Genomic DNA, 14,257 nt, shown 5'->3' with positions numbered 1-14,257 from the left:
TCATTCCGCTCCCTCTGACACTTTGCAGTGTTAGGTCGGTCGCTCCATAAACGGTTCGAAACTCACTGACCGAATTGACTATGGGTTGTAAGTTTATTTCTGCTGTTTAGTTTTCAAGGATCAGTCTTGTTTGCCTCGCTTTTTCAGCGGCGAGTGATATTTTATCACATCGTTTTAGGCTTGTCAAGTATTTTTTTATCTTTTTTCGAAGTTTTTCAACTTCGAATTTGATAAAAATGGCGGAGAAGGAGGGATTTGAACCCTCGCGCCGCTATTAACGACCTATCCGCTTTCCAGGCGAACCCCTTCAACCACTTGGGTACTTCTCCATGTGCTCTCTGATGAAAAAAATATTTAATTGGCGGAGAGAGTGGGATTCGAACCCACGGCCCCTCTCGGAGTCACTGGTTTTCAAGACCAGCTCCTTAAACCACTCGGACACCTCTCCATACTGATTTAGTTTGCTTTTCTTGAGCAGCGAAACCTTTGTTATTATACTTCGTTGTGTTTTGTTTGTCAACACTTTTTTTGAAGTTTTTTATTTTTCTTTTTGCTGTTTCGTGTTTTCCGAAGCAGTGGTGTTAGTATATCCCAAAATAACTTTCCTGTCAACACCTTTTTTGAAATTTTTTTCATTTTTTTCATATTATTTTAACATTCCTTGAAAATCCCGTATTTTCTCTGCTTTCCGCAAACTTTTTCATACCTTGTGGTTTTTCTTGCTTAAGAATGGTACAATATAAGAAATGGTTTTACAGTTTCTTTACACTGTCGAAACATTTCCGAAACACAGAAAGGAGTTCTTCTATAATTATGAAATCAGTTAGTGAACGTTTTTTAACATATATCAAGCAGCCCACAACCTCTGATGAAAATTCTTCTGCCATTCCCAGTACAAAACAGCAGCTTGTCTTTGGAGATTTTCTCGTCAAAGAATGCCAAGCGATTGGGTTAGCTGATGCTGTAATGGATCGTCACGGCTATGTCATGGCTACCCTGCCTGCAACAGATCCCAACGCTCCTACCATTGGCTTTATTGCCCATATGGATACCAGTCCTGATGCCAAAGGCGATGGCATCATGCCTCATATCGTTCATCACTATGATGGTGAAACCATTCAGCTCAATGGCATCTCCCTTTCTCCTGATGAATTTCCAGATTTGAAGAATTATATCGGAGATACGCTGATCACCACTGACGGCACAACCCTTCTGGGAGCCGATGATAAGGCCGGCATCGCAGAAATTCTCTCCGCCATGGAATATCTCATGACCCATCCTGAAATCCCTCATGGCAAAATCCGTATTGCATTTACACCTGACGAAGAAATCGGCGCAGGCGCTGACCATTTTGATGTGAAAAAATTCGGTGCTGACTTTGCCTATACTCTGGACGGCGGCAAAATCGGTGAATTGGAATATGAAAATTTCAATGCCGCACAGGCAGTCATTCATATCAAAGGCCGCAGCGTTCATCCCGGTACAGCAAAGAACATCATGCAGAATGCCGCTCTCATTGGCACAGAAATCGCTTCTCTGCTGCCAGAAAAAGAAATTCCTTCCAAAACAGAAGGCTATGAAGGCTTCTTCCATCTTTGCTCTTTTGAAGGCAATGTATCTGAAGCCACGCTGACTTATATCATTCGTGATTTTAATTCAGAAACTTTTGCCCACAGAAAAAATCTCATCCAGCTCATTGTGGAACGGAAAAACATCCAGTATCCCAATGCCATCACACTGGAACTGAAAGATCAGTACTATAATATGGCATCTAAAATTGCTGACTGCATGGAAATCGTAGATCTGGCAAAACAGGCCATGGAAGCCTGCGGCATCACACCCATTGTGCAGCCCATCCGCGGCGGTACTGATGGTGCACGCCTGTCCTTTATGGGACTTCCCTGCCCCAATCTCTTTGCCGGCGGTCATAATTTCCATGGACCTTATGAATACATTCCCGTTTCTTCTATGGAAAAAGCAGTGGAAATGATTGTAAAAATTGCAGAATTGAGTTGTGGGGTTGACTTTCAAAAAAAGTTGTGATAGGATAGGCTCATAAATAAGCAAAACAGCGATGATTGAGTATATGGGCAAAGCTGGTTACAGCCGCAGAGAGCAGTCCGGTTGGTGAAAGGATTGCAGCACAGTATTTGTAAATTACGCCTCATGAGCTTTGTGCAGGAAATGGCACAACGGTTGTCTGCCGTTACCTAGACCGAAAGATGTTTGTCTTTTCGTTATGATAAACATGAATTAAGGTGGTACCACGGGTTCTCTCGTCCTTTTGGCGACAGAACCCTTTTTTATTTGCAGAAAGCCTTCGCTGAAATACAAACCAATAAAGAAAGGGTGTTTTCTCATGAATGCTTACGAAGTTCTGAAAGAAAGAGGTTTTATTGAACAGCTGACACACGAAGATGAAATCAAAGAATTGTTTGAAAAAGGCGGCGTGACATTTTATATCGGTATCGACCCTACTGCAGACAGCCTTCATGTAGGTCACTTTCTGACCGTTATGGCAATGGCACACATGCAGCGCTGCGGCAACCGTCCTATCTGTCTGATGGGCGGCGGCACAGGTATGATCGGTGACCCCTCCGGCAAAGCTGACATGCGTAAAATGATGACCGTAGAAACCATCGACCATAACGTTGCCTGCATCAAAAAACAGCTGTCTCACTTCATCAAATTTGACGAAGAAAACGGCGGCGCCATCATTGCAAACAACGCAGACTGGCTGAGAAACCTGAATTACATTGAATTCCTTCGTGACGTTGGCGTACACTTCTCCGTAAACCGTATGCTGGCTGCGGACTGCTTCAAAATCCGTATGGAAAAAGAAGCTGGTCTGTCCTTCCTGGAATTCAACTACATGATCATGCAGGGCTACGACTTCTACGAACTGAACAGAAGATACGACTGCGTACTGCAGATGGGTGGCAATGACCAGTGGTCCAACATCATTGCCGGCGTAGAACTGATCCGTCGTAAAACAGGCAAACCTGCTTACGGTATGACATTCAAACTCCTGACAAACAGTGAAGGTGTAAAAATGGGCAAAACCGTCAGCGGTGCTGTATGGCTTGATCCTGAAAAAACATCTCCTTACGAATTCTACCAGTACTGGAGAAACGTGGGCGATAAAGACGTTGAAAAATGTCTGGCTCTGCTGACATTCCTGCCTATGGATGAAGTACGTCGTCTGGGCGCACTGGAAGGCAGCGAAATCAACAAAGCAAAAGAAGTTCTGGCATTCGAACTGACTAAGATCGTTCACGGTGAAGAAGAAGCAACAAAAGCACAGGAAGCTGCAAGAGCTCTGTTCGGCAAAGGTTCCGCTGCTGGTTCCGCACCTACTACAGAACTGCCCGCTGCTGACTTTGCAGAAGGCATGGATATCCTGACACTGCTGACGACCATCGGCGTTGTTCCTTCCCGTTCCGAAGGCAGACGTGCAGTACAGCAGGGCGGTGTAAAAGTAGCTGAAAAACCTGTCACAGACGTTGACTTCAAAGTAACTGCAGATTTGTTCACAGACGGCAAACTGCTGGTACAGAAAGGCAAAAAAACATTCCACAATGTTGTTTTGAAATAAACGTTCATACTTCCATTCCAATAATGCAAAAACGTCGGAAATGTTTCTTTCATAGAAACATTTTCCGACGTTTTTGTTTTTAATCAATCATATAACCTGCTTTTCGCAGGGCATCCAATCCTTTTTCCAATTGATTTTCTTTCAAAAGAATATAATCCGTCTGATATGTAGACACCGCAAAAATTCCCACACCAGCCTCAGCCAGCACACCAGAAATCCGAGATAATATGCCAATCAACGAAAATTCCAACGTCCCTGCAACGCGGAACGCTCTCCAACCATCTTCTCTTTCCAGCGTTTCTTCCGGCACATGCTCTGTCAGACACACCAGAGAAAATTCCCTGTCTGTCTTTGCTGCAAAACAAAAAGGCTGTGTCCAATCCACCTTTGTCTCATCACTGACACAGCATACAGAAAATGCATATGGCAGCACTTCCAGCCGTTCTGCAATTTTTTCTGTCAACAAATACTGCTCCAATTCCCCCACACTGTCAACCAAATAAGTTGCCCCTGCATTTTTCAGCTGCTCCTCTGTGCGGAATCCCCATGTAACGCTGACACAATCCATGCCAGCTGCCTTTGCCGTAGCCAAATCCACCTCTGTATCCCCCACATACAGACAATCCTTCAAAGATACCTCCAGCTTTTCTGCTGCCGCTTCTACCATGTCTCCTGCCGGTTTGGGACGCAGACCATTGCCTTCCCCTACTGCCAGATCAACAGCATCCCCAAAGTATTTGCTGCATAAACCTTTGACAGCCCCGTCAAATTTATTAGATACCACTGCCGTTTTCACACCAGCCTGACGTAAATCCCGCAGCAGCTGCAAAACGCCGTCAAAAGGCTTTGTTTTGATTTCCATATGTTCCTTATAATATGCCTTATATTCTTCCAGACAAGTTTCAAAATCTTCCAGCGGTTCTCCTGCCGCTAATTTCAGATACACAGCACTGCCGTTCCCCAAAAAGGCTGCCGCTTCCTCTCTTGTCCGTTCTTTTCTTCCATATCTGCGTAAAATCTCGTTCATGCTGTCTGTCAGATCATCCAGTGTATCCAACAGTGTGCCGTCCAGATCAAAAATCACTGCCTGATATTTCATCTTCATTCGCCTTCTCCCTTTCAAAGATTTTTGCAACAAAAAAGCCCCCGCGTTTGCGAGGGCGAAAAGCTACTGACGGGACTTGAACCCGTGACCTCCGCCTTACCAAGGCGACGCTCTACCTACTGAGCCACAGTAGCATAGGAAGAATAGATTTCTTCCGTCAGCTTTTATATACTATCACACAGATTCTATTCCGTCAAGATTTTTTTTTAAAACAAATTTTTCCAGTTTTTTCTTCACCCGCTGAAGGGCATTGTCAATGGATTTTTCCGGTTTATCCAGCATGTTGGCAATCTCAAAATAGCTTCTGCCCTGCAAATATAATGTCAGTACGCGGCTTTCGAAACTGCTGAGATTCTTCTCCATCTGGTTTTCCAGAAAGTTTTTGTTTTCCTGTCCAATGAGCAGGGCTTCCGGGTTCAGAAGTTCCCCTTCCTGAAGCAGATCCAAATAGGTTTCTTCGGAATCCTCCTCAAACACAGGCTTATTCAATGAGATATACGAATTCAGTGGCTGATGCTTCTGTCTGGTTGCCGCCTTAATGGCTGTGATCATCTGACGATTGATGCACAGTTCCGCAAAACTACGGAAAGAAGCATTCTTTTCCTTATCATAATCCCGAATGGCTTTATACAGTCCGATCATGCCCTCCTGTATGATGTCCTCTGTATCCGCGCCAATGAGAAAATAAGCCCGGGACTTTGCCTTCACCAAGGGTTTATATTTGTCCAACAGGCGTGCTTCCGCCTCATTATCCCCGCTCTGTGCCTGACGCACCAGCAGTTCATCCTGTTGGGTGTTTGCAGTTTGTTCTGTTCTTTCACTTATCATATAAATCCTCTGTTCTCCTTATTTCTGCCGCCGTAAATTCTCCAGCCAATTGAGCGCTTCCTCATCCAGATTATCGGCGAGCATATTGTTTTTGGGCGGTCTGTTTTCAATGTACTGTCGGCGCAGTTCTGTTTCCGCCTGATGCACCTGATTATGCAGTTCCTTGGCACTCATGCGCACAGCCCCTTGACCGGAAATGATAATCTGTTCCAGTCCGTCGGTGGTTGCCACCCGCACCCGATAATGCTTCGGCATGGATGTTACCACTCGTTCAATGTAATGATCCGCCGTTTCCGCTTCTTTTGTATAGACCACATAAATATTATGATACTTCGATACAGAGCCAGGATTGCCCTTGACCAGATATGCGTCAAAAACGACGATAATGGTCGCTTTCTGTACACCTTTATAATTGGAAAGGGTATCAATGAGCTTTACCCTTGCACTTTCCAGACTGACATCTTCCATCAATTCCCGCAGCTCGTCCCATGCGTGGATGATGTTATAGCCGTCCACCAGCAAAAAATCCTCCTGCAACGGCAATCCCCTCCCTTCTCATCGTATCATCATATCATATAACCATAGAAATTGCAAAAGATTCTTCTTTTCCGCAAAATCCGTCAAATCTTAAAATCTTCTCTGTCTTACCACTTCATACATGAGCAGTGCAGCCGCTACAGAAGCATTCAAAGAAGAAATTTTCCCATACATGGGAATAGATGCTGTAAAGTCACATTTTTCTTTCACCAGACGGCTGACACCATCGCCTTCGCTGCCAATAACCAATGCCAGAGGGCCTTTCATGTTTGTGTCGAAATGATCCAGACCTTTCATATCAGCGCAGGCAATCCACAGACCTTCTTTTTTCAGATATTCCATGGTCTGCACAATATTTGTCACTCTTGCCACAGGCATATATTCAATGGCACCGGCAGATGTTTTCCCAACTGTTGCGTTCAGACCAACGGAACGACGTTTGGGAATGATAACCCCATGGACACCGGCACATTCTGCTGTACGCAAAATAGCGCCCAGATTGTGAGGGTCAGTGATACCATCCAACAGCAGCACAAAAGGATCTTCCCCTTTTTCTTTTGCCGCAGCCAGAATATCTTCTACTTCCACATAGTCATGAGCAGAAACCAGCGCAATAACGCCCTGATGATTTTTTGTCTGGGAAATTTCGTCCAGTTTCTGACGGCTCACTTCCTGAATAACAACGCCTTTTTCTACAGCCATAGCAATGATTCGTTTAATAGTACCTTCCACATTGCCTTTTGCCACCATGATTTTTTCAATATCTCTGCCGCTTCTGAGGACTTCCAGAATGGCATTTCTGCCTTCCAGCTGGTTTTCATTGATTTCTCTGTCCATTTCCCGTTCTTCTCTGGCAGTATGGAAAGGCTTGCGACCCTTGCGTTCTTCACCGTTTCTGCCGCTGGGTCTTTTTTCTTTCCATTCCCGTTCATTTCGTCTTTTTTCCACGGAATAACCTCCTGTTTTTCTCTTTTTTCCAACACAGCAAAAAGCCGATGTGCAAAATCAGTGCATCGGCTTCTATTTTTATTTCTCTATCAATTCTGCCATACCCAGACGGAATAAGTCAATGACTCTTTCCATTTTTCCATCCAAATACAAATAACCGAATACCGCTTCTACCCCCGTTGCATGGCGGTAGTCCATCAAATCGGCGTTCTTCGGTGTGGTATAGGACTTCGCGTTGCGTCCTCTGCGGAACACAGCCGTTTCCTCCTCTGTCAATTCCTCAGCCACACGGAAATAAAATTCCGCCTGTGCTTTTGCATTGACCATATCTCTGGCGGTTTTATGCAAACGGTTCACCGGCGCATTCCCTCCTGTCAAAACAGTGGTGCGCACCAGCATTTCATAAACCGCATCCCCTATATAAGCCAGCGCCAAAGGGGACAGCTCCTTTGGATTGACTGTCCCCTTCTGACCCAGCATTAAGTCCAATGCCTGTAAGTTCATAATTAACCTCTGAACCACTGTACGCCCTGACGGGTATCTTTGATGGTGATGCCCATAGCTGCCAGTTCGTCACGGATAGCGTCTGCTGTTGCAAAGTCTTTTGCTTTCTTCGCTTCTGCTCTCTTTGCAATGAGTTCTTCGATTTTTGCTGTTTCTTCATCAGATACAGCGTCTTCTTTCAGTTCTGCTACACCCAGTACGCCGCACAGATGATCCAGCATATCCTGAATCTTTTCTGCGTATTCTTTGGAAACGCCAGCTTTTACAGCGATATTGCTGAAACGAACCAGTTCATAGATAACGGAAATAGCATCAGCTGTGTTAAAGTCGTCGTCCATAGCTGCTTCGAACTGTTCTTTGTATTTTTCCAGTTCTGCTGCCTGTGCAGTTTCTTCTGCTGTCATTTTTGTGTCAGCGCTGTTTTTGATATAGAAATCCAGTTCTTTTCTTGCGTTTTTGATTCTTTCCAGACCATTCTGGCAAGCCTGCATCAGATCTCTGCTGAAGTTGATAGGGCTTCTGTAATGACCGTTCAGAATGAAGAAACGGATAACTTCATAAGGGAACTGTGCCGCAATATCTCTAACGGTGAAGAAGTTACCCAAAGATTTGGACATTTTTTCGTTGTCAACAGTAATGAAACCGTTGTGCAGCCAATATTTTGCAAACTGGCAGCCGTTAGCAGCTTCACTCTGTGCGATTTCGTTTTCATGGTGAGGGAAGATCAGGTCTTCGCCGCCGGCATGAATATCGATGGTGTCGCCCAGATGATGTTTTGCCATAACAGAGCATTCAATATGCCAACCGGGTCTGCCTTCGCCCCAAGGAGAAGTCCAGCTGGGTTCGCCTTCTTTTTTGGGTTTCCACAGTACGAAGTCTGTAGGGTTTTTCTTAGCGTCGTCAATAGCTACACGTTCGCTGGCACCAGCGATCAGTTCATCCAGATTCTTTTTGGACAGTTTGCCGTATTCAGGGAATTTCTTTGTATCATAGTAAACAGTGCCATTGTCTTCATAAGCATAACCCTTGTCGATCAAAGTCTGTACCATAGCAATGATGCCGTCCATTTCCTGTGTTACACGAGGGTGCACGGTAGCACGTTTTACATTCAGACCGTCAGCATCATGGAATGCTTCTTCAATGTAACGGTTGGAGATTGCTTCCATTGTACTGCCTTCTTTGTTTGCACGGTTGATGATCTTGTCGTCAACGTCTGTGAAGTTCTGAACGTAAGTAACGTCATAACCTTTGTATTCCAGGTATCTTCTTACAGTATCAAATACAACGTAAGGGCGTGCGTTACCGATATGGATATAGTCATATACGGTAGGACCGCAAACGTACATTTTTACTTTGCCTTCCTCGCGGGGAATGAATTCTTCTTTCTGTCTTGTCAGTGTATTATATACTTTCATGGTCGTTCATCCTTCCTTTATTGAACCATATTTTTCTAAGTTACATTATATCACAAAAACGGGTTCTGCAAGCATATTTTCCATAATTCTTCCGTTTTCTTTTTCATTTCTCAAACTGCATGTTTTTTTGCCTTTGTAAATTCGGAAGGGTCTGTGGGTTTGATGCGCATACCGTCTTTTCTTACAATCTTTGTGGGAGAGCCAACAGCTGTTACGTTAGCAGGAATATCTTCCAGCACAACGGAACCTGCGCCGATTTTTGTATTGGAACCGATGGTAATGGGACCCAGTACAATGGTTTCTGCGCCGATCAGTACATTATCTCCAACGGTAGGATGGCGTTTGATTTTGTCTTTGCCGGTACCGCCCAGTGTTACACCATGATACAGCATAACGTTGTCGCCAATTTCCGCTGTTTCCCCAATGACAACACCCATACCGTGGTCAATGAAGAAGCGTTTGCCAATCTGTGCGCCGGGATGGATTTCAATGCCTGTCAAACCTCTGGAAATCTGAGAAATGGCTCTGGCAATGAAATAATGTTTCTTTTTGTAGAAGCTGTGGGCAATTCTGTGGTTGATCACTGCCCAGAAACTGGGGTAGAGAATGACTTCGATGTTGCTTCTGATGGCAGGATCTTTTTCCTTAATAACGTCAACCATTTCTTCAATTCTTGCTTTGAGTTCTCTTGTATTCATGTTTGGTTTCTCCTCTCGATACTGATATTCTTTTTTATGATATTACAGCACGAAATAAGGTGTTCCTGCGCTTTTCTTCTCTGTTTCCCCAAAAAGAAAAAGCCCCGTCTTTACAAACACTGTAAAGACGAAGCTGTTATACTCCGTGGTTCCACTTTACTTAGACGGTCTGTTTTTCCGCAGAAAAAAGATACCGCCTCACTTTCTCGACTGTAACGTTGTCATCGGAATCAGGCTACTGCAAAATAAAAATGGTTCGCCTGTTCAGTTCAGGAACGCACTTCATCCTCCTCATTCTGTAAACGGCTCTCACCCATGTATCTTAAGACGGTGCCATTCAAACCCCCAGTTTCCTGGAAACTCAAATTTCATCGCCTTTCACCACGGCCGTTATTCTCTGGCAGGTGATAAAAGGACTACTCTTTTCCATCATCACTTTTGGCTTATTTCGTTTTTTCTAAAAGGCACACAGCCGAAGCGGCAATGCCTTCTCCCGCGCCGGTAAATCCCAGCCCTTCCTCTGTTGTTGCCTTTACATTGACCTGATCTATATCTATGTGGAGAATCTCAGCGATATTCTTCTGCATCTCAGGAATATAAGGTTTCAGCTTCGGACGCTGTGCGATTACTGTTGCGTCGATATTCATTATACAATATTCTTTTTGGGAAATCAAGTCCCAAACGCAGGATAATAATTTTTTACTATCTGCCCCTTTATAAGCCGGGTCTGTATCGGGAAAATGTCCCCCAATATCCCCCAGTGCCGCCGCTCCCAGCAGGGCATCCATAATGGCATGAAGCAGCACATCCGCGTCAGAATGTCCCAGCAATCCTTTTTCATAGGGAATGTTTACACCGCCCAATATCAGATCTCTGTTTTCCACCAGCTTATGTACGTCATATCCTGAACCAATTCTCATGAAGCATTTCTCCTTTTAGTGTCCACGATGTTTTTCGCGTTTCTTCTGTTGTTTCTGCAAAAACCGTTCTTTTTCCTCTGCCAGCTTATCTTCCTTTCGGATGATGCGCTTTTGGATTTTTCGCTCTTCCCGCTGCGCCTGTATGGCTTGCTGGGCGCGGGTGCCTGTTCCCCTTTCTCTTGTCTGCTTACGGATTTCCCGCTGCATCCGTTTCGGATTCTTACGGGTCTGCTTGTCAGAGATCTGACTTTTCTCACCAGTGCCAAAAGAAAGCCGATACACATGTTTCAGCAGATATTCCTGCACTTCCAATCCCTTTGGCTCCGCACCAAAAAGTATCTTTGCCGCCTGATAGCTTTCTCCGTCCTCCCGTTCGTAAATGCCGATCCAGAAAGGCTCCTCAAAAAGTACGGTCATTGTCACTTTGACCTTTTCCATGGTCATTCCTCCTTTTGTATTTTACTGCACAAAGAAGGGACAACCAAGGAGTCAGGTTACTGACGGCGTCTTGCCGCATCCGGACTACCAACCGGATCGTGTTTTTATCTCTGCAAGACCATAGTATGCTTTTTTACCTCTGCTGTCAATGCCACTATTTTGTCTGACATTATCATATAGCTTTTTGGTATACAGTGTTTTTTTGTGAATTTTTCATCAAACTCTTGCATTTTTCTGACAACAGGTTTATACTGTATTTATAGAAATACATAACATATATTCACATAGAAATATATGTGCCCTTCGGGCAACAAAGGAGGAGATTACAATGGGAAAGAAAGTTTTAATGTTGGCTGGAGATTTTACGGAAGATTATGAAACCATGGTACCTTTTCAGGCTCTGCAGGTTCTGGGTTATCAGGTTGATGTAGTTTGCCCCGAAAAAAAAGCAGGTGACATTATTCGTACCGCAATTCATGACTTCGAAGGAGAACAGACATACTCCGAAAAAAGAGGTCATAACTTCGCTTTGACAGCAGATTTCGACGCTGTTAACACAGCTGATTATGCTGGATTGTTCATCACCGGCGGACGTTCTCCCGAATACCTGAGATTGACACCCAGAGTAATTGAAATTGTACAGGAATTCTTCGCTGCAAATAAACCAGTTGCTGCAATCTGCCATGGTCCTCAGATCTTGACTGCAGCCAACGTACTCAAAGGTAAAAAAGCAACTGCTTATCCCGCTGTTGGTCCTGACATCACATTGGCAGGCGGCGAATATGTAGCTGTAGACGCAGACAAAGCAGTTGTAGACGGCAATCTGGTTACTGCACCCGCATGGCCCGGCGACGCTGCTATCGTTGCTGAATTTGCGAAACTCATGGGGGCAAAGATTGAGATCTAAAAGATCTGCAAGTATATATCAAATTTGATATAGATGCGCAACTTACAAGAGAGGATTTTCAAAATCCTCTCTTTTTTTGCACAAACATAAAAAAAGCTGAAATCTTTCCAGTTCCAAGGATTCCAGCTTTCGTTTTATGTACTCATGCCCGCGGATGGGCTTTTGCATATACGCTTTTGATTTTTGTATTGTTCAGTTTTGTATAAATCTGGGTTGTGGAAATATCAGAATGTCCCAGCATTTCCTGTACAGAACGCAGGTCTGCCCCATTTTCCAGCAGATGCACCGCAAAGGAATGGCGCAGGATATGGGGTGTTATCTCTCCGGGAATCCCCGCTTCTTCCGCATAATTTTTGACAATCTTCCAGAAACCCTGTCTTGTCATTTTCTTGCCGCCATAATTCAGAAACAGCACCGTTTCCTCTGGGTTATGTATGAGCTGCACCCGACCTTTTTTCAGATATTCCCAAAGGGCCTCTTTGGCTTTTGTACCAATGGGAATCATACGGCTTTTGCTGCCTGTGGTACAACGGATATATTCAAAAGGCAGATTCACATCATCCACTTGCAGGGAAACCAGCTCTGATACGCGGATACCTGTGGCATAAAGGACTTCCAGCATGGCTTTATCCCGCAGACCTTTGGCATCGCTGGTCTTTGGCTGATCCAACAGCTTTTCCACCTGCTCCAAAGTCATAATCTTCGGCACTTTCCGTTCCTCTCTGGGCAGTTCCAGATCCACAGCAGGGTTTTCCTTTACAACGCCCTGCCCCATGAGAAAATAGAAAAACGCACGGATAGACGCTAAATTTCGAAAAATCGTTGTGGACGCCTTATGTTGATTTTGCAATTCATACACATATGCCATGATATTGGTACGGTTGATTTTGGAAACCTCACATACGCCCAAGCCTTCCATAAAACCGCAGAATCCCCGCAGATCCCGTAAATATGACAATATGGTATTTTCAGATGACTTTTTCACATTTTGCAGGTACATGCGAAAAGCAGCCAGATTTTCTTCCATATTCATAACCCCTTCAAATCAAAAAAGACATAGTCTTTCATAAATTATAAATACTTTTTTCATAATTGTCGACATTTTTTTCATAAATTTTCCACTGTTGCTGCAAAATTCTCCATTCTGACCTTTTTTCGCGTACATTTTTAGGTTAAATACGCCATAAAAGCAGGAATCAACCCCACTTCCACACCACTTGCCACCACAATGGGCAAAACTGATGCCGCCAATAATATGCAGTATTCTGTCTGCCGCCGCCGTTTTTCTCGTTTGCTTGCACCCTTTCTGGTGCCTTCTTCTCCCCATGCAAAAAGGTAGTAAACCGCTACCGTTGTCATGGCAACATAAGCCGGAATCAACAGCAGATTCTGGGGCAATATCCCCAATATGGTCAGCCATACGCCTTTGCCGCCATAGCTTGCCATAAGCATTGCCGCCGTAAACCCCAACGAAATTCCTCGGAACAGACAAACACACCCGGAAATGAATACCCCCATGGAAAGCCATCCCCCTGCCCAGATGAGCAAGTCATACTTCATGTATTTCCAGAAGGTATACCAGAAAGAGGAATCTCCTCCTGCCGTCAAATGCTCCTGCAAAAACCGCACCAGCGTTTCTTCTCCACTGCGTCCCGCCAAATTGGCAGCCACCGCTCCGCCTACTGTCCCCAACAAAAAAGAAAGGCAAACAATCATAAAAATCATTTGCCCTCTCTCTGCCGGTGTTTTCTTTTTTGGATACATAGCCTCACCTCATCACATTTTTTCTCCTGTTACAAGGTTATGGCTCGTCTTTTTTATTTATGTCTGGTCATATACGCAAAAATTGCCGCAACGGTTTTCGCGTCTTTGATTTCACCTTTATAAATCATTTCCAAAGCTTCTTCCGGTGTATACCGTTCCACTTCAATGAATTCATCCTCATCAAAACAACAAGGACAAGGTGTCAGATCAGAAGCAAAATACAGGAAGATCTTCTCTGTGCAATATCCTACTGTGGGATACAATTCACAGATAAATTCCATATTTCCTGCCAGATTACCTGTTTCTTCAGCCAGTTCCCGTTTGATGCCTTCGCCGGGTTCCTCCCCTTCTTCCAGCACCCCTGCAGGGATTTCCAGCAGCATTTCTTTAAAGGCATGACGATACTGTCTGACAAAAATGATTTTGCCTTCTGCATCCACTGCCAGTGCTGCCGCTGCATTTTTGCCACGGATAACTGTTTCCCGATAAGCCGCTTTGCCGTCAGGCATCTGCAGCTTATCCACCGTTACTTTCACAATCTTGCCTTCATAAGTCAGCTTGCTTTCCAACACTTCATAGCTCATATTGCCATCTCCTT

The 14,257-nt window shown here is 44.5% G+C and carries 15 protein-coding genes, 3 tRNA genes, 1 pseudogene and 1 other annotated feature; of the genes and pseudogenes, 3 read left to right on the top strand and 16 right to left on the bottom strand.

All coding sequences use genetic code 11. The features are described from left to right. Positions 1-237: 237 nt before the first annotated feature. Together INF29_RS07680 and INF29_RS07675 are read right to left on the bottom strand one after the other, a co-directional pair. Positions 238-329, bottom strand: a tRNA-Ser gene (locus INF29_RS07680). Between the two features lie 30 nt (positions 330-359). Continuing rightward, positions 360-448, bottom strand: a tRNA-Ser gene (locus INF29_RS07675). 365 nt (positions 449-813) lie between these two features. Here INF29_RS07675 and pepT point away from each other — a divergent pair. Then, complete coding sequence (gene pepT / locus INF29_RS07670; protein ID WP_072850040.1) at positions 814-2,043, top strand: peptidase T; 1,230 nt, start codon at positions 814-816, stop codon at positions 2,041-2,043. A gap of 22 nt (positions 2,044-2,065) precedes the next feature. Further along, positions 2,066-2,287, top strand: a binding site (T-box leader). Positions 2,288-2,359: 72 nt separating this feature from the next. Then, entirely contained in the window at positions 2,360-3,595 is a 1,236-nt protein-coding gene (gene tyrS / locus INF29_RS07665; protein WP_072850042.1) for a tyrosine--tRNA ligase, read from the top strand. A 79-nt stretch (positions 3,596-3,674) separates the two neighbouring features. Here tyrS and INF29_RS15230 read toward each other — a convergent pair whose 3' ends face one another. From INF29_RS15230 to INF29_RS07615, 11 genes and pseudogenes are all read right to left on the bottom strand, one after another. Further along, a complete protein-coding gene (locus tag INF29_RS15230; RefSeq protein WP_334298144.1) occupies positions 3,675-4,034 on the bottom strand; it encodes an ACT domain-containing protein in 360 nt (119 codons plus the stop codon). A gap of 48 nt (positions 4,035-4,082) precedes the next feature. Beyond that, positions 4,083-4,694 (bottom strand): annotated as a pseudogene (locus INF29_RS15225) (HAD family hydrolase); the annotation flags it as partial. Positions 4,695-4,761: 67 nt separating this feature from the next. Then, positions 4,762-4,834 (bottom strand) — tRNA-Thr (locus INF29_RS07655). Positions 4,835-4,874: 40 nt separating this feature from the next. Next, positions 4,875-5,528, bottom strand: a complete 654-nt coding sequence (gene sigH, locus INF29_RS07650) for an RNA polymerase sporulation sigma factor SigH (RefSeq protein ID WP_022254040.1) — start codon at positions 5,526-5,528, stop codon at positions 4,875-4,877. Between the two features lie 18 nt (positions 5,529-5,546). Continuing rightward, a complete protein-coding gene (locus INF29_RS07645) occupies positions 5,547-6,065 on the bottom strand; it encodes an NYN domain-containing protein (RefSeq protein WP_087989278.1) in 519 nt (172 codons plus the stop codon). Between the two features lie 90 nt (positions 6,066-6,155). Beyond that, positions 6,156-7,013, bottom strand: a complete 858-nt coding sequence (gene rlmB, locus INF29_RS07640; protein WP_330397884.1) for a 23S rRNA (guanosine(2251)-2'-O)-methyltransferase RlmB — start codon at positions 7,011-7,013, stop codon at positions 6,156-6,158. Between the two features lie 78 nt (positions 7,014-7,091). Beyond that, on the bottom strand, positions 7,092-7,517 hold the full coding sequence (locus INF29_RS07635) for a Mini-ribonuclease 3 (protein WP_193485778.1): 426 nt from the start codon (positions 7,515-7,517) through the stop codon (positions 7,092-7,094). A 2-nt stretch (positions 7,518-7,519) separates the two neighbouring features. Beyond that, positions 7,520-8,932, bottom strand: coding sequence for a cysteine--tRNA ligase (gene cysS, locus INF29_RS07630; RefSeq protein WP_072850053.1), 1,413 nt, complete (start codon positions 8,930-8,932; stop codon positions 7,520-7,522). A gap of 110 nt (positions 8,933-9,042) precedes the next feature. Then, the gene (gene epsC, locus INF29_RS07625) at positions 9,043-9,630 is read right to left on the bottom strand and encodes a serine O-acetyltransferase EpsC (RefSeq protein ID WP_072850055.1); all 588 of its coding nucleotides are present in this window, start codon (positions 9,628-9,630) and stop codon (positions 9,043-9,045) included. A 443-nt stretch (positions 9,631-10,073) separates the two neighbouring features. Continuing rightward, positions 10,074-10,550 (bottom strand): 2-C-methyl-D-erythritol 2,4-cyclodiphosphate synthase, encoded by a 477-nt coding sequence (gene ispF, locus INF29_RS07620; protein WP_193485776.1) that lies wholly within the window; start codon positions 10,548-10,550, stop codon positions 10,074-10,076. Between the two features lie 15 nt (positions 10,551-10,565). Next, on the bottom strand, positions 10,566-10,988 hold the full coding sequence (locus tag INF29_RS07615; RefSeq protein WP_072850057.1) for a YjdF family protein: 423 nt from the start codon (positions 10,986-10,988) through the stop codon (positions 10,566-10,568). 328 nt (positions 10,989-11,316) lie between these two features. On the opposite strand from INF29_RS07615, the gene INF29_RS07610 reads away from it, so the two are divergent. Next, positions 11,317-11,895: a DJ-1/PfpI family protein gene (locus tag INF29_RS07610; protein WP_022254032.1), complete on the top strand. Its 579-nt coding sequence runs from the start codon at positions 11,317-11,319 to the stop codon at positions 11,893-11,895. Between the two features lie 142 nt (positions 11,896-12,037). Here the strand turns inward: INF29_RS07610 and xerD are convergent, their stop codons facing one another. The 3 genes from xerD to INF29_RS07595 form a co-directional block, all read right to left on the bottom strand. Continuing rightward, positions 12,038-12,922 (bottom strand): site-specific tyrosine recombinase XerD, encoded by an 885-nt coding sequence (gene xerD, locus INF29_RS07605; protein ID WP_072850059.1) that lies wholly within the window; start codon positions 12,920-12,922, stop codon positions 12,038-12,040. 140 nt (positions 12,923-13,062) lie between these two features. After that, on the bottom strand, positions 13,063-13,659 hold the full coding sequence (locus tag INF29_RS07600) for a stage II sporulation protein M (protein WP_193485774.1): 597 nt from the start codon (positions 13,657-13,659) through the stop codon (positions 13,063-13,065). A gap of 53 nt (positions 13,660-13,712) precedes the next feature. Continuing rightward, on the bottom strand, positions 13,713-14,243 hold the full coding sequence (locus INF29_RS07595) for an NUDIX hydrolase (protein WP_072850063.1): 531 nt from the start codon (positions 14,241-14,243) through the stop codon (positions 13,713-13,715). Between the last annotated feature and the right edge of the window lie 14 nt (positions 14,244-14,257).

The sequence above is a fragment of the Anaerotignum lactatifermentans genome, assembly GCF_014982935.1.
Classification (GTDB): Bacteria; Bacillota; Clostridia; order Lachnospirales; family Anaerotignaceae; genus Anaerotignum; species Anaerotignum lactatifermentans.
Note: the sequence above shows the minus strand (reverse complement) of the source record. Positions and strands in the feature narration are given on the sequence as shown.